At 66.9% G+C, this 21,048-nt stretch carries 19 protein-coding genes and 3 pseudogenes; 7 read left to right on the top strand and 15 right to left on the bottom strand.

Features of this window, described 5'->3' with window-relative positions:
* Nucleotides 1–44 precede the first annotated feature (44 nt).
* Together ASPHE3_RS15620 and ASPHE3_RS15615 are read right to left on the bottom strand one after the other, a co-directional pair.
* Nucleotides 45–989, bottom strand: coding sequence for an NAD(P)H-hydrate dehydratase (locus ASPHE3_RS15620; protein WP_049786086.1), 945 nt, complete (start codon nucleotides 987–989; stop codon nucleotides 45–47).
* Entirely contained in the window at nucleotides 958–1,734 is a 777-nt protein-coding gene (locus ASPHE3_RS15615; RefSeq protein ID WP_013602160.1) for a histidine phosphatase family protein, read from the bottom strand. The genes ASPHE3_RS15620 and ASPHE3_RS15615 overlap by 32 nt, the downstream gene beginning before the upstream one ends.
* 202 nt (nucleotides 1,735–1,936) lie before the next feature.
* Here ASPHE3_RS15615 and ASPHE3_RS21275 point away from each other — a divergent pair, with 202 nt between their 5' ends.
* Entirely contained in the window at nucleotides 1,937–3,715 is a 1,779-nt protein-coding gene (locus tag ASPHE3_RS21275; protein ID WP_013602159.1) for a glycoside hydrolase family 5 protein, read from the top strand.
* 103 nt (nucleotides 3,716–3,818) lie between these two features.
* Here ASPHE3_RS21275 and ASPHE3_RS15605 read toward each other — a convergent pair whose 3' ends face one another.
* From ASPHE3_RS15605 to ASPHE3_RS15595, 3 genes are all read right to left on the bottom strand, one after another.
* Complete coding sequence (locus ASPHE3_RS15605; protein ID WP_013602158.1) at nucleotides 3,819–4,850, bottom strand: LCP family protein; 1,032 nt, start codon at nucleotides 4,848–4,850, stop codon at nucleotides 3,819–3,821.
* A 142-nt stretch (nucleotides 4,851–4,992) separates the two neighbouring features.
* Entirely contained in the window at nucleotides 4,993–6,144 is a 1,152-nt protein-coding gene (locus ASPHE3_RS15600; protein WP_013602157.1) for an LCP family protein, read from the bottom strand.
* A gap of 99 nt (nucleotides 6,145–6,243) precedes the next feature.
* Entirely contained in the window at nucleotides 6,244–6,882 is a 639-nt protein-coding gene (locus ASPHE3_RS15595) for an arsenate reductase/protein-tyrosine-phosphatase family protein (RefSeq protein WP_013602156.1), read from the bottom strand.
* A 181-nt stretch (nucleotides 6,883–7,063) separates the two neighbouring features.
* Here ASPHE3_RS15595 and ASPHE3_RS15590 point away from each other — a divergent pair, with 181 nt between their 5' ends.
* A complete protein-coding gene (locus ASPHE3_RS15590) occupies nucleotides 7,064–8,272 on the top strand; it encodes an FAD-dependent oxidoreductase (protein ID WP_148258123.1) in 1,209 nt (402 codons plus the stop codon).
* Nucleotides 8,273–8,422: 150 nt separating this feature from the next.
* On the opposite strand, the pseudogene ASPHE3_RS22110 reads toward ASPHE3_RS15590, so the two are convergent.
* Nucleotides 8,423–8,884: pseudogene (locus tag ASPHE3_RS22110) on the bottom strand (IS30 family transposase); the annotation flags it as partial.
* A 237-nt stretch (nucleotides 8,885–9,121) separates the two neighbouring features.
* On the opposite strand from ASPHE3_RS22110, the gene ASPHE3_RS15580 reads away from it, so the two are divergent.
* Nucleotides 9,122–10,324 (top strand): IS110 family RNA-guided transposase, encoded by a 1,203-nt coding sequence (locus ASPHE3_RS15580; RefSeq protein ID WP_013599339.1) that lies wholly within the window; start codon nucleotides 9,122–9,124, stop codon nucleotides 10,322–10,324.
* A 14-nt stretch (nucleotides 10,325–10,338) separates the two neighbouring features.
* Here ASPHE3_RS15580 and ASPHE3_RS15575 read toward each other — a convergent pair.
* From ASPHE3_RS15575 to ASPHE3_RS15555, 5 genes and pseudogenes are all read right to left on the bottom strand, one after another.
* Nucleotides 10,339–11,058: pseudogene (locus ASPHE3_RS15575) on the bottom strand (IS30 family transposase); the annotation flags it as partial.
* A 106-nt stretch (nucleotides 11,059–11,164) separates the two neighbouring features.
* Nucleotides 11,165–11,785: a DUF305 domain-containing protein gene (locus ASPHE3_RS15570; RefSeq protein WP_013602153.1), complete on the bottom strand. Its 621-nt coding sequence runs from the start codon at nucleotides 11,783–11,785 to the stop codon at nucleotides 11,165–11,167.
* A 74-nt stretch (nucleotides 11,786–11,859) separates the two neighbouring features.
* Nucleotides 11,860–12,354, bottom strand: coding sequence for a hypothetical protein (locus ASPHE3_RS15565; RefSeq protein ID WP_013602152.1), 495 nt, complete (start codon nucleotides 12,352–12,354; stop codon nucleotides 11,860–11,862).
* Between the two features lie 43 nt (nucleotides 12,355–12,397).
* Nucleotides 12,398–14,593, bottom strand: coding sequence for a heavy metal translocating P-type ATPase (locus ASPHE3_RS15560; protein ID WP_013602151.1), 2,196 nt, complete (start codon nucleotides 14,591–14,593; stop codon nucleotides 12,398–12,400).
* A gap of 53 nt (nucleotides 14,594–14,646) precedes the next feature.
* Nucleotides 14,647–14,991: a heavy-metal-associated domain-containing protein gene (locus tag ASPHE3_RS15555; RefSeq protein WP_013602150.1), complete on the bottom strand. Its 345-nt coding sequence runs from the start codon at nucleotides 14,989–14,991 to the stop codon at nucleotides 14,647–14,649.
* 299 nt (nucleotides 14,992–15,290) lie between these two features.
* Here ASPHE3_RS15555 and ASPHE3_RS15550 point away from each other — a divergent pair, with 299 nt between their 5' ends.
* Both ASPHE3_RS15550 and nhaA read left to right on the top strand, forming a co-directional pair.
* A complete protein-coding gene (locus ASPHE3_RS15550) occupies nucleotides 15,291–15,959 on the top strand; it encodes a PAS and ANTAR domain-containing protein (RefSeq protein WP_013602149.1) in 669 nt (222 codons plus the stop codon).
* Nucleotides 15,960–16,054: 95 nt separating this feature from the next.
* Nucleotides 16,055–17,407, top strand: coding sequence for a Na+/H+ antiporter NhaA (gene nhaA / locus ASPHE3_RS15545; RefSeq protein WP_013602148.1), 1,353 nt, complete (start codon nucleotides 16,055–16,057; stop codon nucleotides 17,405–17,407).
* Nucleotides 17,408–17,509: 102 nt separating this feature from the next.
* Here nhaA and ASPHE3_RS15540 read toward each other — a convergent pair whose 3' ends face one another.
* The 4 genes and pseudogenes from ASPHE3_RS15540 to ASPHE3_RS15525 all read right to left on the bottom strand — a co-directional run.
* A complete protein-coding gene (locus ASPHE3_RS15540) occupies nucleotides 17,510–17,773 on the bottom strand; it encodes a GlsB/YeaQ/YmgE family stress response membrane protein (protein WP_013602147.1) in 264 nt (87 codons plus the stop codon).
* 152 nt (nucleotides 17,774–17,925) lie between these two features.
* A complete protein-coding gene (locus ASPHE3_RS15535) occupies nucleotides 17,926–18,150 on the bottom strand; it encodes a hypothetical protein (RefSeq protein WP_013602146.1) in 225 nt (74 codons plus the stop codon).
* Nucleotides 18,151–18,289: 139 nt separating this feature from the next.
* Nucleotides 18,290–19,075, bottom strand: a complete 786-nt coding sequence (locus ASPHE3_RS15530; protein ID WP_013602145.1) for an MBL fold metallo-hydrolase — start codon at nucleotides 19,073–19,075, stop codon at nucleotides 18,290–18,292.
* 128 nt (nucleotides 19,076–19,203) lie between these two features.
* Nucleotides 19,204–19,605, bottom strand: a pseudogene (locus ASPHE3_RS15525) (alcohol dehydrogenase catalytic domain-containing protein); the annotation flags it as partial.
* A 220-nt stretch (nucleotides 19,606–19,825) separates the two neighbouring features.
* Here ASPHE3_RS15525 and ASPHE3_RS15520 point away from each other — a divergent pair.
* Both ASPHE3_RS15520 and ASPHE3_RS15515 read left to right on the top strand, forming a co-directional pair.
* On the top strand, nucleotides 19,826–20,365 hold the full coding sequence (locus tag ASPHE3_RS15520) for a DUF2243 domain-containing protein (protein ID WP_013602143.1): 540 nt from the start codon (nucleotides 19,826–19,828) through the stop codon (nucleotides 20,363–20,365).
* 81 nt (nucleotides 20,366–20,446) lie between these two features.
* On the top strand, nucleotides 20,447–21,040 hold the full coding sequence (locus tag ASPHE3_RS15515; RefSeq protein WP_013602142.1) for a class I SAM-dependent methyltransferase: 594 nt from the start codon (nucleotides 20,447–20,449) through the stop codon (nucleotides 21,038–21,040).
* Nucleotides 21,041–21,048 lie beyond the last annotated feature (8 nt).

Genomic DNA, 21,048 nt, shown 5'->3' with positions numbered 1-21,048 from the left:
GCTTCGGCCGGGGGTCGTCTCATGCCCGCAGAGGGCAGGGGGAATCAGGTGTTCAGCTCCAGCATCAGGGCGGGCACTTCATCGGCGAGCTCCCGGGCCAGGAAGCCCAGGGGTCCCAGCCGGCTGGCCAGCCGGTCCGCCGCCGCGGCATGAAGGTGCGTTCCCCAGCACGCTGCCTGCGCTTCGCTGGTTCCCCTGGCGCGCAGGCCGGCGATCGCACCGGCCAGGACGTCGCCGCTGCCGGACGTCCCCAGTCCGCCGTACCCGGTGGTGATCTTCCACAGCTCAGGCTCCTCCGGCGCGTCGCCCGGCGGCCGCGCAATCAGTCCCTGGCAGCTCACCACCGCCCGGTACTTCGCGGCGATCTCGGCCACGTCCGCCTCCAGGTCCTCCACCTCCCGGCCCAGCAGCACGGCGGCCTCCTTGGGGTTCGGGGTGAGGATCAGCCGGCCCATCCACGGCTCCAGCAGGTCCCCTACCTTTACCAGTCCGCCCAGGGCGTAGGCATCGAGCACGACGGCGGGACCTCCCGCCGCCCCCGGCCCACCTCGGCCTTCCTCCCGTTCCAGGAGGGCCCGCAGGAGTTCCTCGGCCAGGTCCGGATCATCCAGGCCGGGGCCGACCAGAATGGCGTCCGACCGGTCCAGGTAGGAGGAAATCCGGTCCAGTCCCTCAGCTGTCACCGATCCATCGGGGGTTTCCGGCAGGCCCATCGCACCACATTCGGGCAGGGCAACCCCCAGCTGGACTGCCACGGATTCCCCCACTGCGAGGGTGAGTTTTCCCGCGCCGGCGCGCAGCGCCGCAGTGCCGGCCAGCAGGGCTGCGCCGGGCGTGGCCCGGGCACCGCCGATCACCAGGACCGATCCCCGCGAGTACTTGTCCTCTCCCGGGGCGGGCAGCGGCCAGTCGCGCAGCAGGGACGGCGTGACCAGGGTGGGCCACGCAGCCCCGTTCTTACCGCGGGTGGACACTGGTATCCCCGCCATGTTCTGTCACCGTGACTCCCTGCTCGGTGAGGTGGTCCGCCACGTTGAAGCTCTCCAGCGTCCATGGGCCCTGGCCGGCCGGACGCACGTAACGGGTCATGGAGGCATTCAGTACCGAGGTGGTGGCGGCAAGGTCCAGGAGCTCCCGTTCGCTCAACCCTTCGAGCACATACCGGAACAGCATGATTACCGCATCGTGGCAGACCAGCATCACCCGGTGGCCCGTGCCCAGGTTGTTCAGCTCGGACAGCACCGAGCGGAGCCGCAGCGCCACGTCGGCCCACGATTCCCCGCCAGGCGGACGGTAGTACAGCTTGCCCAGCCACTCCCGGCGCTCCACTTCCTCGGGGAAACGCTGCTCCACGCCCATCCGGGTGAGCCGGTCCAGGATTCCCAGTTCGCGGTCCCTCAGCCGTTCATCGGTGCGGACCTGCACAGGCCAGCCCGCCGTTTCCACCGCTATCTCCGCCGTCTGCCGGGCACGCTCATAAGGTGAGGAAACCACGGCGTCTGGGCGGAATTCCTCGGCGATGCGTGCAAGCGCGGCACCCAGGGCCTTGGCCTGCTCCTGGCCGGTAACGGACAGGTTCACATCAGCATCACGGGCCGGTACGGCGATGACCTCCGCCCCGGCCAGCCGGGCCTCGGTGGCCGCAACGTTGCCCTCGCTCTCGCCGTGGCGGATCAGCAGCAGCTCCACCGCCCCGGCTTCCTGGACAGCCTCTGTCAGCGCATCCTCGTTCACAGAAAATCACCCCGTCTGAGTTCCGGTCGAATGCAGGAACACTACCAGCGGCGTACCCCGCGGGCCGGGAAAATAACGGACGACGGCGCCGGCCGCCTTACGTGGAAGGGTTGCGGCCAGGAAACAATTGCCGGAGTCCCCGAGACATGGTGGGTGGGACTGGTTAGGCTAAGCGTCTCAGGACGAGCCACGGGAGGACTTCATGCCCGGAGATGCAGATCGACCAAGGGAGCCGGAGGCGCCGTCAGGCCCCCGGCAGGCAGCGGGGAAGCGCCGGCTGCCGTTATGGCTGGTCCCTGTCCTGCTGCTGGCTGTCCCCCTGCTGGTCCTGGCCGGGTTCACGCTTGGCGGCAGCAATGATGGCGGACAGTCCCGTCTCCCGGGGTTCGTGGGGGCGGAGGGCCGCGAGCTGGTGCTGGACGGCGCCCCCACCCGGCTCAAGGCCGTGAACTTCTCCAATTTCTACCACCGGAACCTCAAAGGGTCCGAGCTCCTGGACTCCCCGCACCATTCAGAGCAGGACTTTGCCCGCGTGAAGGAGCTGGGATTCAACAGCGTCCGCTTCGCCTTCGATGGGGACTGGTACGTGGATGACCCGAAGGTCTTCATGGAGTGGCTGGACCGGAACGTGGCCTGGGCGCGCCAGCACCAGGTCAAACTGATTTTGGACCTGCACACCCCGATCGGCGGTTTCTGGCTGGACCCCACCAGCGACGCCGTGAGCTTCGACCTTTGGTCCCAGCCCCGGCTGCAGGACCAGAACGCCGACCTGTGGCGCGTCATTGCCGAACGCTACAAGGATGAACCCGTCATTGCCGCCTACGACCTCCTGAACGAGCCCGTCACCACGGACGCCACCGGACAGCAATGGAAGGACCTGGCGCAAAAGCTCGTCGCAGCGGTCCGTTCCGTGGACCGGAACCACCTGCTGGTGGTGGGTGGGATCTACGGGGTCAACGGGCGGTACGGCACCGCCGGCATCGACCCCCATTTCCTGGTGGATGACACGAACGTGGTGTACGACTTGCACTTCTACGAGCCCATCAAGTACACGCACCAGTACGCCTCGTGGGTGGAAGGGCCCATCCAGGACGGCGGGCGGTACCCGGATCCCGGCGTGATCCTTCCCACCGGCCAGCGCACCCTGTTGCCGCAGAGCACGGTGGCCACCCCGCCGCTGGACGCCGGCAGCTCTGACTGGAAGGTGTACGACAGCGGGCTGATCCCCCTGACAGACAAATCGGCGGTCGCTGCCATGCCCGTTGTTACGGCCAAGGGAGGGATGCGGGGCACCGCGTACTTCGACACGCTCGTTGTGACCGAGCACGGGCCGGACGGGAAGCAGCTCCGTGAAGTGGTCCGTGATGAGCTCAACGCCGAGACCATCCTGGACTGGCATGAGTGGACCAGCGGCGGCGATCCAAACCAGGCCGCAGGGTTTGCGCGGGAACCCGCCGGCAACGGGGACAACGGGAGCCTCTCAATCTCCAACGCCGCCGGCTCCCAAACAATCGCCGGCTGGAGCAATGACGAGCACCTGTTCAAAGTAGTGCCGGGCAACCAGTACCGCATCACCGGCTTCATGCGGGGGCAGGACGTAGCGCCGGAGGGTGCGGGCACGAACATCGGGTTCCATCTGGACGTTTACGCTGAAACCCCCGGGGCTCCGGGGGGTGGATTCCTGGAACGGGGCCGTGAGTACCTTGCCCACGAACTGGCAAAGCGCACCAAGTTCGGGGCGGACCACAACGTGCCCATGTCCGTCCTGGAATTCGGCCTGGTCCGCCAGGCCTTCGAAATGGAGGGCAAGGGCGGCAGTCAGTGGGTGGCGGACATGGTGGGCCTGTTCGAGGCCAACAACCTGAGCTACTCCTACTGGGAATACCACGGGGCCCAGATGGGGCTCTACCTCAGCAGCAGCGGCCCGCCCACAGAACCCAACATGGCCCTGCAGGACGTCCTGGTCCGCGAGCTGCCGTGATCCGCGCGTCGGAAACGAATTTGGGTAGCCCCAGCGGAGTCGTGGCGCGGCGCCGGCGAGGACTTTCGGGCGCCAGCGCGGGCAGCGGCAGCCCGGGATTGCCTTACGGCCTGGCCAGCTCCCCGATCCGGCCCTCCCGCAAGGCAGCCCCCACCGCGTTGATCGCCCCGTAATCGGGAAGCAGCACCGACTGGCCGGCGATGAAACCGGATCCGGCAGTGGGCAGGGTCATGGTGCCGATGGCGTTCGCGTCCAGGTTCCGCAGGCTGTACGCCAGGATCGCCGCCTGCACCGGATCGAATCCCTTGTTTACCGTCAGGCAGCAGGACGCAAAGTCCACCAGCCCACGGACAGCCGTGACGTCGTTCAGGGCGCCGCCGGCGGTGAGGCGGGCAAGGATGGCCTTGAGCAGGATCTGCTGGTTGCGCACCCGCTGGAAGTCGCCGTCGACGAACGCATACCGTTCCCGCGCGAACTCCAGCGCCGCCTGCCCGTCCAGGTGGTTCACGCCGGGTCCGAAGACGTGCCCGGTGTCGTGCGTGGACTGGAACGGGACGGGCACATTGACGTCAATCCCACCCAGCCCGTCAACCAGGAGTTTGAAACCGCCGAAGTCCATCATCAGGGTGTGGTCGATGGTGATCCCGAACAGTTGCTGCACGGTCTGCGTGGTCATGTCGATCCCGCCGTACTGCAGGCCTGCATTGATCTTGCCGCCGCCGAAACCCGGGATGTCCACCCATGTGTCCCTGTTGATGGACACGATGTACAGACTCCGGCGGTCGGCCGGGACGTGGACAAGCATCAGGGCATCTGACCGCTGGTCCATGGTCTGGCCCGTCGCGGCCGTATGGGCCGCCGCTTCCCTGGCATTCCCGCGCATGTCACTGCCAATGACCAGGACGTTCATGGGAGCCGGCGGAAGCTCCGGGATGGGAGGTGGCGGCGGCGGGGGTGGCGGTGCCGGGGGTGTTGTTTCGGTGGGCGTTGCCGAGGGGGACGGCGATTCGCTTTGCGTGGCGGCGGGCTGCGCGTCAGTGCCGGAACGGTTGAGGTTAACGATCGCGACGACGGCCACCACCACCAGCGCCAGCGCCAGCAAGGCCGCAATCCAGCGCCGCCGGCCGTGGGCCACCCACCCTCCGCCATGCGGGCCGGACGCGGAAGGGTCAGATGGGCCAGTGCCACCGGAACCGGGACCGGAAGCCCCCGGCCCGGAGGGATCAGAACCGCCAGGCGTGCTCATGTGTGCCTCACCTCGTTGTGAATTGGTGGGATCAGTGTCCGCCCGCCAGGCCCCTGCTGGCTACAAAGTTGTCCAAACTGTCACCTGCCAGTGCCTGCGAGATGGCCGCAATGGAGCTGTAATCCGGGAGCACGATGGACTGGCCATCAGCGGAGGTCCCTGTGCCCAGCGTGGGCAGGGTGAACATCACCATGTCACCGGCCCGTACCTCGCGCAGTTCCAGCGCCAGGCGCGCCAGGGCGGCGGCGTCCAGTCCGCTGTCCACGCTGATGAACGGTGCCATGGACGAAATGACGTTGTGGACCTTTACCGGGTTCAGGAGCGTTTCAGCACTGAGGTTCTTGGCGAACAGGGCTTTCACGAATGCCTGCTGGTTTCGCACCCGCTGGTAGTCGCCGTCGGCATAGGCATAACGCTCACGGACAAATTCAAGGGCGCGCTCCCCGTCCAGGATCTGCGGACCGGCATTGAAGGTGAAGTTGTGGTGCAGGGACACGAAAGGCTGGGTGACGTTCACCTCCACCCCGCCGAGCGCGTCGGTCATGCCCACGAATCCCTCGAAGTCGATCATGGCCACGTGGTCGATCCGCTGGTTGAACAGCGATTCCACCGTCTGCACCATCAGCGGAACCCCGCCGTAGGCCAGGGCGGCGTTGATCTTGGCCCGGCCGTGGCCCGGGATGTCGATCCAGAGGTCCCGCATCAGGGAAATGGCATAGATCCTGGTCCGGTCGGCCGGGATATGCACCAGCATCAGGGTGTCCGCACGCTGGTTGGAGTTGCCGCCGGACAGCGCTTCGTCCGCCGTGGCGCCGCGGCTGTCACTGCCCATCACCAGGATATTCAGGCCACCGCCGGTGCCGGATTCGGTGCCGTCCTGCTGGCTGCCGGCCGCTGCCGGTCCGGCGCCTCCGCCGGCTGCGGCACCCCCTGCTGCGGCTTGGGGATCCCCGCCGGCCTGCTGGCGCTGGGGGCGGGTGGATTCGGCAGGAAAGGGGTTGTCCAGGGTGGTGCTTTGGGAGTCGAAGACCTGGCCGAGACTGTACAGGTAGGCTCCGGCAGAGGCCGGGACAAGGACCGCTACGGCCAGGAGCACCAGCAGGATGGTCCGCAGCGGGCGGCGCCGGCGGCGTCCGGATGTACCGGACGCCAGTGTGCTCGGATACTTCGGCTGGAGGGCCATTTCCGAAAATTAGCACCGGGAAAATCAGGTGGCATCGGGGGAATCCGCAGAAAAACCGCAGAGTATCCCGCAGGGAAATGACGACGGCGGAGGGCCCGGTCAGGCGGGTGTGTTCAGGCGGGCGTGGCGGAGGATCGAGACGATTGCCGGCGCGAGTTCATCCTCCATCTGCCGGTACACCTCGGGTGCCCGGCGGTAGGGATCCACGATGTCGTTGTCCGCCGAGTCGGCGGGCAGGGAGAGATGGCGCACCCCGGCTGCCCGGGCGGGCAGGCCCTTCCAGAAGGCGGTGTTGGCAGCCAGCCGCCCGCCGTCGTCGTTATTCTTCCCGGCGGGCGCGTCTCCTGCCGCGTCTGCCGCGCGCTGGTCCAGCACGTCGAGCATGCGGGCGAATTCGCGGATGGTGAAGGTCCGTTTGAGGAGTGAGGCATCCAGCTGGAGCACCTCACCGCGGTGCGCGGAGGTCATGGTGAGCACCAGGTCCACGCCGCGGAGGATCTTCGGGGTCAGCTGGCGGGCAGCAAAGTTGTCCGGATCGCCGCCGAAAGTGCGCACAATGTCCGCGGAAATCGGCTGCATGGGGTCGCCCGCCATGGCGCGGGTCCCGGCGCTGGAGACGTGGAAACCGCCCGGCACCACCTGGTTCAGTCCGGCCTGCAGCAGTCTCTCGGCCACCGGCGAACGGCAGATGTTGCCGGTGCAGACGGTCAGGATTCTTACTGGTTCGGACGTGTCCAAGGGGATTTTCTCTTTCCAGCCGGTGCGCAGACTGGTCCAGCCCGCGGATTTCAACTTAACACGTGGCCCCCTGTGACGCTCTCTCACTTGACGCCGCTTTTTCCGCGATGCTCTCTCAGCAGATGCGGCTTTTTCCGCGACGCTCTCTCACTTGACGCAACGGAGGCACGATGATGTGAAGGTGGAAAGCGTTATTGAGCGGGACTGCGTCATTGCCGGAGGAGGCCCGGCCGGGATGGTCCTCGGCTACCTGCTTGCGCGCGCCGGAATGCGGGTCACCGTCCTGGAGAAGCACGCGGATTTCTTTCGCGACTTCCGGGGTGACACCGTGCATCCCTCCACCGTGACCCTGCTCGGGGAACTCGGGCTCCGCGACAAATTCCTGCAGCTGCCGCTCACCCGCCTGCCCCGGATGGATGCCGTTCTCGACGGCGGGCGGTTCACTTTGGTCGATTTCGGCACCCTCCGCGGTCCGGACAACTTCCTGGTCCTGGCGCCGCAATGGGACTTCCTGGATTTCCTCGCCCGCGAGGCGGCAACGTTCCCCAACTTCGAGCTGCGCATGCGTACCGAGGCGTCGGCCCTCATCACGGGCGACGGCGAGGTTCGCGGCGTCCGGGCAACGGGACCCGACGGCCCGCTGGAAATCCGGGCACCGCTTACAGTAGCCGCGGACGGACGGGCTTCAGCCCTGCGCGCTGCTGCCGGAATGACTCCCGAGGAGTTCGGCGTACCCATTGATGTGTTGTGGTTCGGCCTTCCCAAGCCGCCGGATGCTCCGCCGCCCACCCTCGGCTACATATCTGCCCGCGGCATGGTGCTCACCATTGACCGCGGCGACAGGTACCAATCGGGCATGGTCATCCGGAAGGGCGGTTACGACGAGCTTCGGGCGGCAGGACTGGGCGCACTTCGTGAGCGCCTGAGCCATGCAGCGCCCGTGCTGGGTCCCGTGGCCGGCAGCCTCGTGGACTGGGACCAGATCAAGCTTCTCTCCGTCCGGGTCAACCGGCTCCGGCGCTGGTACGCCCCTGGGTTTATCGCCATTGGAGACGCTGCCCACGCAATGTCACCCCTGTTCGGGGTGGGAGTGAATTTCGCCATCCAGGACGCCGTCGCGTTGTTCAATGCTGTTGCCGGCGACCTCGCAGCCGGTGCCGTGCCTGTAAAGAAGCTCGCGGCGGTGCAGCGGCGCCGGGAAAGGCCGGTCAAGGTGATGCAGCTGCTCCAGCGCGCCGGCCACAGGGCCATCGCCAGGGCGGCCGCAGGAAACAGGGTGGTGCCGCGCTGGGTCCCGAAATTCCTCCGCCTCGCGTCACCGGTGCTGCGCCGCATCACGGCACGCTTTATTGGGGTAGGCATCCTCCCAGAACACGTCCGCCGCCCCTGAATCCCCCCGGGCCCGGACGCTCTCACCTTTGGTGCGGCAGGTGATAGAGCGTCCGGGGGAAACGCGCATCAGGTGAGAGAGCGTCCGGGGGAAACGCGCATCAAGTGAGAGAGCGTCCGGGGCGGATTCAAGTGGTGGTCGCAACACGTTCTATGCTGCTGATTCTTCCAGTATTTGTTGGAGGGCTTGGGCGGGGGTTTTCCAGCCGAGGGTTTTGCGTAGGCGTCCGTTGAGTCCGGCTGCGGCGTAGTCGAGGTCCTCGGGGGTGACTTTGGTGAGATCCATGCCTTTGGGGAAGTACTGGCGCAGGAGTCCGTTGGTGTTCTCGTTGCTGCCGCGCTGCCAGGGTGAGTGAGGGTCGCAGAAGTAGACGTCCGCTCCGGTGGCGATCTTCACGCGTTCGTGAATGCCGACCATCTCCGCGCCCTGGTCCCAGGTCAGGGACCGGCGCAACTGAGCCGGGAGCGTAGGCAAGGTGTCCTGGATGGCGGCCAGTACCTGCTCGCCGGTGTGTCCGTTGGGCAGGTGCAGGAGCATCACGAAGCGACTGCTGCGTTCCACGAGTGTTCCGATCGCCCCGGCGCCGGGGGTACCGATGATCAGATCGCCCTCCTTACGATTTTGTTGTGGGTGATTTCGGAGCTGTCGTAGTGTTTCGATCACCCTCGGGTGGCGGGTATGGCCTAGGTCGCCCTGCCGCTTGGATGGCTCACTGGGAATGGCCGCCCGCTGCCCGCCGATGACTCGACCGCTGATTGAGAATTACGACATTGATCGTTGGGTAAGGACGTGCCGGCGTAGTTATCGACAGGGCCAACCGAAATTGGAGCTGATCGAAGGAGACTGAACATGCCGGCATTCTGGGTAGGAATCGACTCAGGCAAAAGAGCACATCATTGCGTCGTGATCGATCAGACGGGGACCGTGCTGCTCTCGAAACGGGTCGAGAACGACGAAAACGCAGTGCTCGAACTCATAGCCACGATCGCGGAGATCGCGGCCGGGGGCGAAGTCTGCTGGGCCACGGATCTGAATTCCGGCGGAGCGGCCCTGTTGATCGAGTTGTTGGCCGCGCACGCCCAGCAACTGCTCTATATACCTGGACGGATCGTGCATCACGCTGCGGAGACCTACCGCGGAGATGGCAAGACCGACGCGAAAGATGCCAGGATCATCGCTGACCAGGCACGGATGCGCACGGACCTCCAACCAGTCCGCCGCACGGACCAGATCAGCGTTGACCTGCGGCTCCTCACCGCCCGCCGTACGGATCTGATCTGCGACCGTGTCCGGGCGATCAACAGGCTCCGCGCCACCTTGCTGGAATATTTCCCGGCTCTCGAGCGTGCGTTCGACTACTCCAAACAGGCGCCCCTGGTCCTCCTGGGCGGCTACCAGACACCCGAGGGCATCCGGCGGATCGGACTAGCTCGGCTCACCGGTTGGCTGAGGAAACGCGGCTGCCGCAATAGTGCCAAGATGGCAGAGAAGGCACTGATAGCCGCAAACTCCCAGCACACCGTACTGCCAACTCAGACCACAGGCTCTGCCCTGGTCGTCCGGCTGGCCGGGCAAATCAGCACTCTCGATGCGGAGATCGCCGGCATCGATGCCCAGATCACGGACCTGTTCGGGAAGCACGACAGCGCCGATGTTTTGCTCACCATGCCGGGCTTCGGCCCCGTACTCGCAGCTACTTTTCTCGCGAACATCGGCGGCAACCTGGACGCGTTTGACTCAGTCGACCGGCTCGCCAGCGTCGCGGGGCTGGCTCCCGTCCCGCGCGATTCCGGACGAATCAGCGGGAACCTGCACCGACCACGTCGCTTTAACCGCAGGCTCCTGCGGACCTGTTACCTCGCCGCCCTCTCCAGCTTGAAGAACAGCGCGGCCTCAAGAACCTATTACGACCGGAAGCGCGGAGAAGGAAAGTCGCATAAACAGGCCCTCATCGCCCTCGCCAGACGTCGCATCAACGTCCTCTGGGCGATGCTCCGTGACCACACCATCTACCAGGAACCAATGCCACGCATCACCGCTCAGGCGGCTTGACAGAAACATTGAGATTCCCAGTGTCCGGGCACGGCCCGGTCATCGGCCTCCGCGGGGCGTTCGCTGATCAGCAGTTCCTTCGGGACCCGGGGCTTTCGGTTCCCGGCCCGCCGGTTCGGTTGGCGCACGGCCCGGCCCGTCCGCAGGGCAGCGGCAAGCTCGGCCTTCAGCCCGCCGCGGCCCTGGATATAGATGCACTGGTAAATCGTCTCGGGGCTGATGCGCATGCTCTCATCATCGGGGAAATCGATCCGCAGCCGGACACTGATCTGTTCCGGGGACAACCGTTCCCGGGCCGTCAACATCCCGGCGACGTAGAGTGCCAAGGCCTCGTTGGAAGCCAGCTTCCGGATCTTGGGCCTGCGTGCCAGCTTCTGCGCCCGGTTTTGGGCCGAGGACGCCAGGTAGGGGCGCTTGCCTTCATTACGGATGTTCCGGCCCAGTTCCCTGCTGATCGTGGACGGGCTCCGGCCCAAACGCCGGCCGATCTCACGCACCCCGCACCCGGCCGCCCGCCACACGGCAATCAGCTCGCGTTCATCAAAGGACAAGAACCGTCGGCAGGCAGGCCTAATTCCAGGATTCACTCCACCATGCTGACGGACGATCAGCCGGGCCGCTGACAGGGAAAGACCGGCCGCCTCCGCGGCGAACTCATCAGATGATCCAGAAGACCTCGCCTCCCAGAAAACCCGGACCACCTCACGCAACATCTCAGGCCGACCAAAGCCCATAACAACACCCCAATCACTCAGGTGTTGCAACAACCCCTTGAACCCGCCCGGGGGAAACGCGCATCAAGTGAGAGAGCGTCCGGGGAGGGGAGGGGGAGGGGCGGGGTCAGAGCGCCGCCAGCATCTCCTTCATCTGGGCGATCTCCGCTTCCTGGGCCGAGATGATGTCCCGGGCCAGCTGGATGCTCTCCGGGTGCTTGCCCGCCCCGATCTCCTGCTGCGCCATGTCCACGGCGCCTTCGTGGTGCCCGATCATGTGCTCCAGGAAGAGCCGGACGGCTTCGGTCCCCTGCGCCGCCTTGAGCTTCTCCATTCCCTGCGAGTCAACCATGCCGCCCATGCCGTGGCCGGAGTGGTCGGTCATCATGGTGGGCACGTTCCAGCCCTCCAGCCAGCCGGTCATCAACTCAATCTCCGGCGCCTGCGCGTCCTTGATCTTGGTGGCCAGGGCGGTGACGTCCGCGGGCATGTCCGGCTTGGCCAGGATCATGTCGCTCATCTCCACGGCCTGCGCGTGATGCGGAATCATCATCTGGGAAAACGCGATATCCGCCTGGTTATGGTCGGCACTGGCGTCCGGCATCATGCTGGACATGGGCGCGGAGCTGCCGTGGTTCATGGGCATGGTGTTGGTGCCGGAGCTGCCGGAGTCGGCGCCGCAGCCCGCGAGGCCGAGCGAGGCCGCCAGGAAGGCAGCGACGGACAGGGTCTTGATCTTGGTGTTCATTTTTTCTTGGTCCTTCAGGAAAGTAGGTGAACTGGGCGTAGTAGGGCGCGGACAGCCACGCCGCTCAGTTCCGTTTACGTTCTGCTGATGGACAACTCGCAGGGCGTAGGCCCTGACGGAATGTAGGAGTATCCCACGGCCGCGGAAACCGCCACGCGGGGTTCAAGATGCGCCGCGGGGCTTGCCGGGGGCGGGAAAGCAGCCAGCGAACCGGTCTTGCCCAAGGGGATGCAGGATGCGCCGGACTCCTGGGCATCAGGGCAGGCCGAGCCGCAGGATTCGAGCGCGGAAAAGGACCCGCCTGCCAAGGAAGCGGCGGCGGCTCCCGCACTATCGCCGTGTGCGACGGCGGCGTGCCCGGCCAGGTGCCCGGCGTGGGAATGCGCGACGGCGGCGTCCCCGGCAAAGTGCCCGTCCGCGGGCTGCGCGGCTGCTGCGGCGCCGTGTCCCGACGCGTGGTTCGCCGTCATGACGTGCATCCCGAAGATTCCGGCCACGATCGCCAGGACCGCGGCGAGCAGCCCCGCCCGGAGGAGGGCTGCCGGCAGGACGCGGATGCGTGCGGTCATGCTGTTCCCTCCTTCGTTCGGGGCTGGCTCCGGCTCTGTCCTATCAACGTACCTCGGACGGGTTGAGTTTCACCCGCCGCAGCAGCTGGGCGTTCAACGCCACCACGATAGTGGACGCGGACATCAGGACGGCAGCGGCTGCGGGGGAGAGCGCCACCCCGGCGAACGCCAGGACGCCGGCGGCCAGCGGCACGGACAGGATGTTGTAGCCGGTGGCCCACACCAGGTTCTGCCACATCTTCCGGTAGCTGGCGCGGGACAGGTCCACCATGGAGAGCACGGCCCGCGGGTCGTTCCCGGCGAGAACCACTCCTGCGGATTCCATTGCCACATCCGTTCCGGCGCCAATGGCGATGCCCACCTCGGCGCGGGCCAGGGCCGGGGAGTCGTTGACGCCGTCGCCCACCATGGCCACTTTCAGCCCGCGCGCCTGCAGCTCGGCCACTTTCTTGTCCTTGTCCGCGGGCAGAACTTCGGCGAACACCTCGTCGATGTCCAGGTCCTCGGCCACGGCCTGCGCCACCTGCCGGGCGTCCCCGGTGATCATGCCCACCTTCACGCCCCGGTTCTGCAGGGCCGCCACGGCCTGGCGCGACTCGGCACGCACAGCGTCCTCGAGGCTGACCGCCCCCAGCACGCGGCCGCCGTCGTCAATGACATGCAGGACGGCAGCGCCGCGGTCCATCCAGGCGCCCGTGAACTGCGCCAGGGTGGAAGGCTCGACGGCGCCGAGCTCGCGCAGGAGCGCGGGCCCGCCCACGTGCACGGTCCGTCCGTCCACGCTGGCCCGTACGCCCCGGCCCGTCAGCGACGCGAAGTCTCCGGCGGCGGGAAGGGTGAGGTTGCGCCCGCGGGCTGCGCGGACGATGGCCCGTGCCACGGGGTGCTCGCTGTCGGACTCGACGGCGGCCGCCAGGGCCAGCAGCTCATCCGGGTCCACTCCGTCAGCGGCCGCCACGTCCATCAACTGCGGCTCGCCGGTGGTGAGGGTGCCGGTCTTGTCGAACAGGACCACATCGATGGTCCTCATCCGCTCCAGCGCCATCCGGTTCTTGATCAGGACACCGGCGCGGGCAGCCTGTTCGGTGGAGATGGCGATCACCAGCGGAATGGCCAGGCCCAACGCGTGCGGGCAGGCGATGACCAGGACGGTGACGGTGCGGGTCACGGCTTCCGGGATGCTGCCCAACAGGGTCCAGGCAATGAAGGTGAGGACGCCCGCACCGGCGGCAAAGTAGAACAGGAAGGCGGCGGCGCGGTCGGCCAGGGCCTGGGCCCGTGAGGACGAGGACTGTGCTTCGGCCACCAGCCGCTGGATGCCTGCCAGTGCGGTGTCGTCGCCCACAGCGGTCACCCGGACCCGGACGCTGGTGTCCGTGGCGACGGTTCCCGCCACCACAGTGTCACCGGGGCCGCGGGGAACTGTCTTGGATTCGCCCGTGATCATGGACTCGTCAAACTCGGCCTGTCCCTCCACCACGGTCCCGTCGGCGGGCATGCGTGCGCCTGAGCGGACCAGTACCAGGTCGTCGGGCTGGAGCTCTGAGACGGGCACGGTTTCGGTGCCGGTATCCGTGATGCGTTCGGCTTCGTCAGGAAGCAGGGCGGCCAGGGCGTCCAGGGCGCCCTGTGCCGAACCGAGGGCGCGCATCTCGATCCAGTGGCCCAGCAGCATGATGGCCACCAGCAGCGCGAGCTCCCACCAGAAGTCCAGGTCGAAGCCGCCGATGCCAAGGCTGGTGACCCAGGAGGCGGCGAACGCCACGGTGATGGCCATGGCGATCAGCAGCATCATGCCGGGGCGGCGGTCTTTCAGCTCCTGCAGGCCGCCCTTAAGGAAGGGCTGGCCGCCGTAGAGGAAGATCACTGTGCCCAGGACGGGCGGGATCCAGGTCGAACCGGGGAACATGGGTGCCATGTAGCCCAGGATGTGTCCCACCATGGGACTGAAATAGACCACGGGGATGGAAAGCGCCAGCGTCAGCCAGAACCTGTTTTTGAACATGGCCGTGCTGTGCCCGGCGTGCTGCCCGTGCGTGTGGACGGCGTGGTCGTCATCGTGGCGGGCGGTGGACTCGTCACCGTGGTGCCCGGGGCCGTGGTGCCCCGGATGCTGCTCTACGCCGTGCCCGCCGTGCCCGGCGTGTCCGGCGCCGGCTGAGGCAGTTTGCGCTGCGGTGACGGTTCCGCCTGGTTGGGGGTCGTCGTCGTGATGGTGCATGTGCTGGTGGTCCTGCATCTGTTCCTCCTTGGAGGGTGCCGCGTTCCGGGGCAGCAGCCCCGGCGCGAAAGTCAGTTGGAAGCCAGGGTGTACCCGGCCGAGGTGACGGCCTGCCGGACTGCCGCTTCTGAAACGGGGCCTGCCACCGTGAGGCCGGAGCGGCCACCGGGGACGAGGTCAACCGATGCAGACTCGACGCCTTCGAGGGCGGAGACGGCTTTCTGGACTGTCTGGACGCAGTGCCCGCAGGTGAGGCCCTCCAGGGAGAACGTCCGCTGGGCGGAGGCACCGGCGTCGGACATTACGACGGCGGCAGGAGCCTTGGGTGCATGGCCTGCGGGGGAGCAGCAGCCGCAGCCGGTGCCGGCAGGGGCGGCGGCCAGGGGGAGTGAGGTGCGGTTCTCGATGTCAAACATGTCAGCTTCCAATTCCTTGATGAGGGATCACTTCTTGTGGATCTTGGTAGGTGCTGGGGTTGAACGGCTGTGAAGGCGGTGCTGGGGGCGCCGCCGGGACATACCACTTCACTGACAACACCTCGAATATACCCCTAGGGGGTATCCGCGTCAAGCACTTTTGAGCGTACTCCCTACCCCCTGGTTTGGGGGTGGGGGCAGGGCCACTACCCGCAGGCGTCCTGCCCCGCCATACTTAAAGGAGTGCGAACTGTGCCCAACGGCCGGTGGACGTGTTGGACGCTACAAGGAGGTGGCCCTTGACGGAGCTGACCGGACCCTACACCTACTCGAGCGCACTTGGAGACAACCAGTGCGTCGCGGGCACGTTCCGCGTCGATCTTCGGACCAAAAAGATCACCTGGTCAGACGGCATGTTCCAACTGCACGGCTACCAGCGCGGCGACGTCGTCCCAACGCTGGAACTGCTGTTCTCGCACAAACATCCGGACGACAAGCCCCGGTGCGAACAGATCGTGGCCCAGGTTGCCCAGGCAGGCGGCTATTTCTGCATGTACCACCGCATCATCGATGCCCAGGGGAGGACCAGGCGGGTTTTGACCTCAGGGGACGGCATTGTGGAGGGCGGCACGGTGACCTGCATGGAAGGGGTGATGATCGACCTCACCTCAACCCTCCAGCGCGAAACCGAGCAGACGGCACGCGAGGCCGTGAAGGGGGCCACCTCCACCCGCTCGGTCATCGACCAGGCGCGCGGAATCCTGATGGGCCAGCTGAAGATGGGCTCCGAGGACGCGTTCCAGATGCTCGTGAGCACCAGCAGCCACCGGAACGTGAAGCTGGTGGTGGTGGCGGCCGAGCTGGTGCAGCTGGCCAACTCGGCGGAGTCGCGGAACTACCTGGACACAGCGATCAAGGCCATCAAGATGGACGGCCGGGGGGCTTCCGCGCCACGGCGGGCAGTCTAAGCCGGCCCGCTTGCCCCGTCCCGTAGGATGGAGGGAAGGTGCGCCGGGAAGTCTGGTCGGCATAGTTTTGTCGACCCCACAGCCCAGGAGCCTTCATGAACCAGACTTCGCCATCCAATCCGCCGTCAGGCCCCCGTAAGTCCACGGTCTTTTCCCGCGGCAGCTACGCCGAGGCGCTCCGCATCGGCGAAATCCTCCGCAAGGAAACCGTGGGCGGCGCCCTGCTGGTGGCCGCGGCGGTGATCGCCCTCATCTGGGCCAACTCGCCGGCGTCGGACAGCTACTTTGCCCTCCGCGACTTCAAGGTGGGCTATGAGCCCTGGCACCTGGAACTCAGTCTCGGTGCGTGGGCGGCGGACGGGCTGCTGGCCATCTTCTTCTTCCTGGTGGGCCTGGAACTCAAACGCGAGTTTGTTGCCGGGGACCTTCGCCAGATCAGCAAATCCATCGTTCCCGTTGCCGCGGCCGCGGGCGGGGTTATTGTCCCGGCACTGATCTACGCCGCGATCAACCTTGCCAGCCCGGAGACCCTTCGCGGTTGGGCGATTCCCACCGCCACGGACATCGCCTTCGCCGTGGCTGTCCTTGCCATCATCGGCTCCCACCTGCCCAGCGCGCTGCGGATCTTCCTGCTGACGCTGGCCGTGGTGGACGATCTCATCGCCATCACCATCATCGCCTTCTTCTACACCAGCGACCTGGATGTCACGCCGCTGCTCCTGGCCCTCATCCCGCTGGCCATCTACGCGTTCCTGGCCCACAAGTACCGCCACTTCTTCGGCATGAAAGCCCCCGCCGCCTGGGTCATCCTGCTGCCGCTCGGTGTGGTCACCTGGGCGCTGGTCCATGCCTCCGGCATCCACGCAACCGTGGCCGGTGTGCTGCTGGGCTTCGCCGTCCCCGTGATCCGTTCGCAGGCCGCCGGAGGACCCGACGCGGGACCGGGGCTGGCGGAGATTTTCGAACACCGGTTCCGGCCCATCTCCGCGGGGATCGCGGTGCCCATCTTCGCGTTCTTCTCGGCAGGCGTGGCGGTAGGCGGCTGGGAAGGGCTGGGCTCCGCCCTGGCGGACCCGGTGGCCCTGGGCATCATCGCGGGCCTGGTCCTGGGCAAGCCGATCGGCATCCTCGGGACCACATGGATCCTGACCAAGGCCACCAGGGCCGAGCTGGACAAGTCCTTCAAGTGGATCGACATTTTTGGTGTGGCGCTGCTGGCCGGCATCGGGTTCACGGTGTCCCTGCTGGTGGCCGAGCTGAGCTTCGGCCACGGCAGCCTGCACGACGACCACGCCAAGGTGGGCATCCTGGCGGCGTCCCTGCTCGCGGCGCTGCTGGCCACGGCCGTGCTCACCACCAGGAACCGGCAGTACCGGGCCACGGAAGAACTGGAGAAGGTGGACGCGGACCAGGACGGCATCCCGGACGTGTACCAGGACCGCACCTGAAGCCGCCCCCGGGAACAGCAAAGCGGGGCCGCTTTCTCCCTCTTCCGAGACATCGGACAGGCAGGAAGTGGCCCCGCTTTTGGCTGGAGTGCGGCCGTGCTGCTAGCGGCGCACTGACCTCCGCCGGCCGACGAGGGCTTCGGCCGTGCCCACCAGGAGTACCGCGGCAATGACGGCCACGATGAAGCCCAGGAAGTTCAGCTCAAAAATGTCCCCCGTCCCAAGCAGGGACGCCACTACTCCGCCGATGACCGAGCCCACGAGGCCCAGCAGGAGGGTGGCCAGCAAGCTGAGGTTCTGCTTGCCCGGCTTGATGAGGCGGGCCAGTGCGCCGATGATCAGGCCGGCAACGATGAAACCAATCACGGTGTGCTCCTTCATGGTGGTTACCGGGCTCGGCCCGGACTGCCGCAGGGTGCCGCAATGGCTCTATTGTAAGCATGCTTACTGTCCTGCCCGTGCCGGTCACCGTGCCGGTGCTGATCCCCGCTCCCGGGTGCCTGCCTGCACCAGAGCGGTCAGGCCGGGGCGAGCGGCTTGGCCTGCACCTCCACGTGCCGGATCTCCAGCGCCTCCGGATCCAGCAGCTTCCGCGTGCCGGTCCTGGCATCCAGGATCCAGAAGAGTTCAAGGGCGGGAACGACGTCGGTAACGCGCCCCCGGTGGAAAAGCTTGCCGTTGTGCCACGCTTCGATCTGGTCGCCGATGCGGAGCTGGGCCGTCAGTACTTTTTGTGCCTCCATGATGCGCCTCCTGCTGTTGTATCCCCGTATGCACAGCTTGCCCCGGCGAGATTGCTGAATTGTTTCAATGGGGTGTTTTTTCTGTGACCTTTGGAAGCTCCGGGGCAGCAATGTACGAAGGCGGGCGGCTGGCAGGCGGTCAGGCGGCGGCATTCCGGCGCGCAGCTTCCACTGCCTCGCCAATGCCGCCGGTCCAGGGTTCGCCGTGCCCCGGCAGCACCAGCGAAGCACCGGTGGCTGCCAGCTGCGAGAGTGTGTCCAGGTTCTGCCGGCTGTCCATCGTGGCGGCCCCGGCCACGATCCGCGGCCCGGTGCGGCCCGTGTAGGGGTCCAGTGTGACGAGTGCATCGCCGCTGAACAGCACGTCCCGGTCGCGCAGGTAGAGTCCGCAGTGCCCGGCCGTGTGGCCCGGGGAGAACACCGCTTCCGGCGCTCCGGGCACCGGAAGCAGGAAGGTTCCCGCCGGGCCGGCTTCGGACGGAAACACGTTCGCCCCGTCCACGCCGCGGACCCGAAGTGCCCCGGCTGCGGTCATCCTTGCCAGGACGGGCAGTCCTCCCGGATGGGACAGCGCAAAGACGAAGCGGGACCTCTCATGCCGGTACCGGTAGGGGTGGCGGGCGATGAATGCGTCACCTGCATGCACCCACACCGGCACGCCGAACTGCGAGTGCAGCCGGTGGGCCAGGCCCAGGTGGTCGAAGTGCGCGTGGGTCAGGACCAGGGCCCTGATGTCGTCGAGGGAGTGCCCCAGGCCGCGCAGGGCTTCGTCCAGGGTCTTCCACGAAGCCGGCAGCCCGGAATCAACCAGGGTCAGCCCGTCAGGACTCTCCACAAGGTAGAAGTTGACGTACGCCTCGGAGATGCGGTGGACGCCGTCGGCAATTGTGGTGAGACCAGCCCCGCGCTGCTCTGCCTGCGTCACGTCCGCTCCGAAGCTCGCCGGGCCAGCGCCCGGACGGCGGCAACGGCACGCAGACCCGCCATCACCCAGGGTCCTCCCACCAGGATCGGGTCAATCCGCTGGTGGTTCACGTCCGCGCGCTTGCTGCCAAACTCAGCCTGGCCGCCGTCGTAACCCCCGCAGGTGGGGGAGTAGCCGTAGATGCCGCCCACCGCCGTCGCGTTCGGATTGACGTTGTGGCAGTTGGAGTACAGGCCGCGGGAGCAGAACCAGCAGGAGCCGCAGTACACGTTGAAGGGGACCATTACCCGTTCCCCGACAGCCAGGTTCTGCACGGAGGAACCCACCTCATGGACCACGCCCACGAACTCGTGCCCGAACGTCATTCCCACCCGGGTGTCCGGCATCATGCCGTGGGAGAGGTGCAGGTCGGAGCCGCAAATGGCGCCGGTGGTGACCCGGACGACCGCGTCGTCGGGGTGTTCGATCCTGGGAATGTCTTTTTCTTCGACCCTGATTTTGTACGGGCCGCGGTAAACCATCGCTCGCATAAATGCCGCCTAGTGGTTTAGTGGCAGTGCAGCTCCATTGGGTGCCGGAACCACCCCTTTGCTTGAGGCCCACCGCCTGCCCTACGCTTCCATCTCCCACTGCCCGGGTCAAGGGTCCGGCGTTGGGCCGCCAGGAGGGGAGGCGGCGGCGGTTAGGGCGTCCGACGGCGGGTACGGACAAAGGTGACAGGGGTGCACCAAGCCAAAGGGGAACGGAAACATGTCCCGGGAAATCCATACGGCACGCGGCACGCGGGGTGCCGGAACTCCGGAAGCGGGGGGCCCGCCGGCCAAGGTGCCCGCCTTCCTGTTCGGCATGGGCGTGGGCGGCTTTGTGGACGGCATCGTCCTGCACCAGCTGCTGCAGTGGCACCACATGCTCAGCCACACCGAAAGCGGCAGCACCAGGACCGTGCCGGGGCTGGAGTTGAACACCCTCGCGGACGGCCTGTTCCACAGTGCCATGTGGGTCCTGGTGGTGGCTGCTGCCGGGCTGGCCATCCGGGCGCGGCAACAGGGCCGCCTGTCACCCGACTGGAGGTTCCACGGCGGGCTGGTGCTTGCCGGCTGGGGAGTGTTCAACATTGCCGAGGGCCTGGTCAACCACCAGCTGCTGCAGATCCACCACGTGCGGGACGACCTGGGCGGGCCGCTGGCGTGGGACCTGGGTTTCCTGGTCCTCAGTGTGGTCTTGATGGTGGCGGGCTGGCTTTTATATCGGGGTAGTCCCCGGCCCACGCACCCGGATACGGGCTTCTAGGCGACCCGCAGATTCGCTGGCGCACCGCGGATTTCCGGTGCGCCAGCGAATCTGCGCGTCGCAACTGCAAGACTGGTCCGCATGACCGATGACGTGAGGGAGTACTGGGACGCCCAGGCCGAAAGTTTTGACGAGGAAGCGGACCACGGGCTGGCCGATCCCGTGGTCCGGCAGGCCTGGGAGGCGCTGCTGCTCCCGCTGATTCCGCGGCCCGGCAGCGCCGTTGCCGATCTTGGTTGCGGCACGGGCACCCTGTCCCTGCTGCTGGGCGGGGCAGGACACCGGGTGCAGGGGGTGGACCTGTCCGGAAAAATGGTGGACATTGCCCGCGCAAAGGCCGCACGTGGCGGGATCGCAGCGGAGTTCGTGGTGGGGGACGCATCGTTGCCCCCGCTGCCCCCGGCTTCCTTCGACGTGGTGCTGGCCCGTCACGTGTTGTGGGCCCTCCCGGACCCGGATGCCGCCGTCGGACACTGGGCCCGGCTGCTTCGCCCCGCCGGCAGCATGGTCTTCGTGGAAGGCCTGTGGGGGACAGGTGCCGGGATTCCCGCCGAACGCTGCCTGGAGCTGGTGCGCCGCCACCGCCGGGAGGCCACCTTGACCCTGCTGACGGCGCCGGACCTCTGGGGCCGGGAGATCACGGACGAGCGCTACCTCATCGTGAGCCCGGCCTAGCCCCAAAC

Source organism: Pseudarthrobacter phenanthrenivorans Sphe3, from assembly GCF_000189535.1.
Taxonomy (GTDB): domain Bacteria; phylum Actinomycetota; class Actinomycetes; order Actinomycetales; family Micrococcaceae; genus Arthrobacter; species Arthrobacter phenanthrenivorans.
The sequence above is the reverse complement of the archived record's forward strand: the minus strand, read 5'-3'. Positions and strand labels throughout refer to the sequence as shown.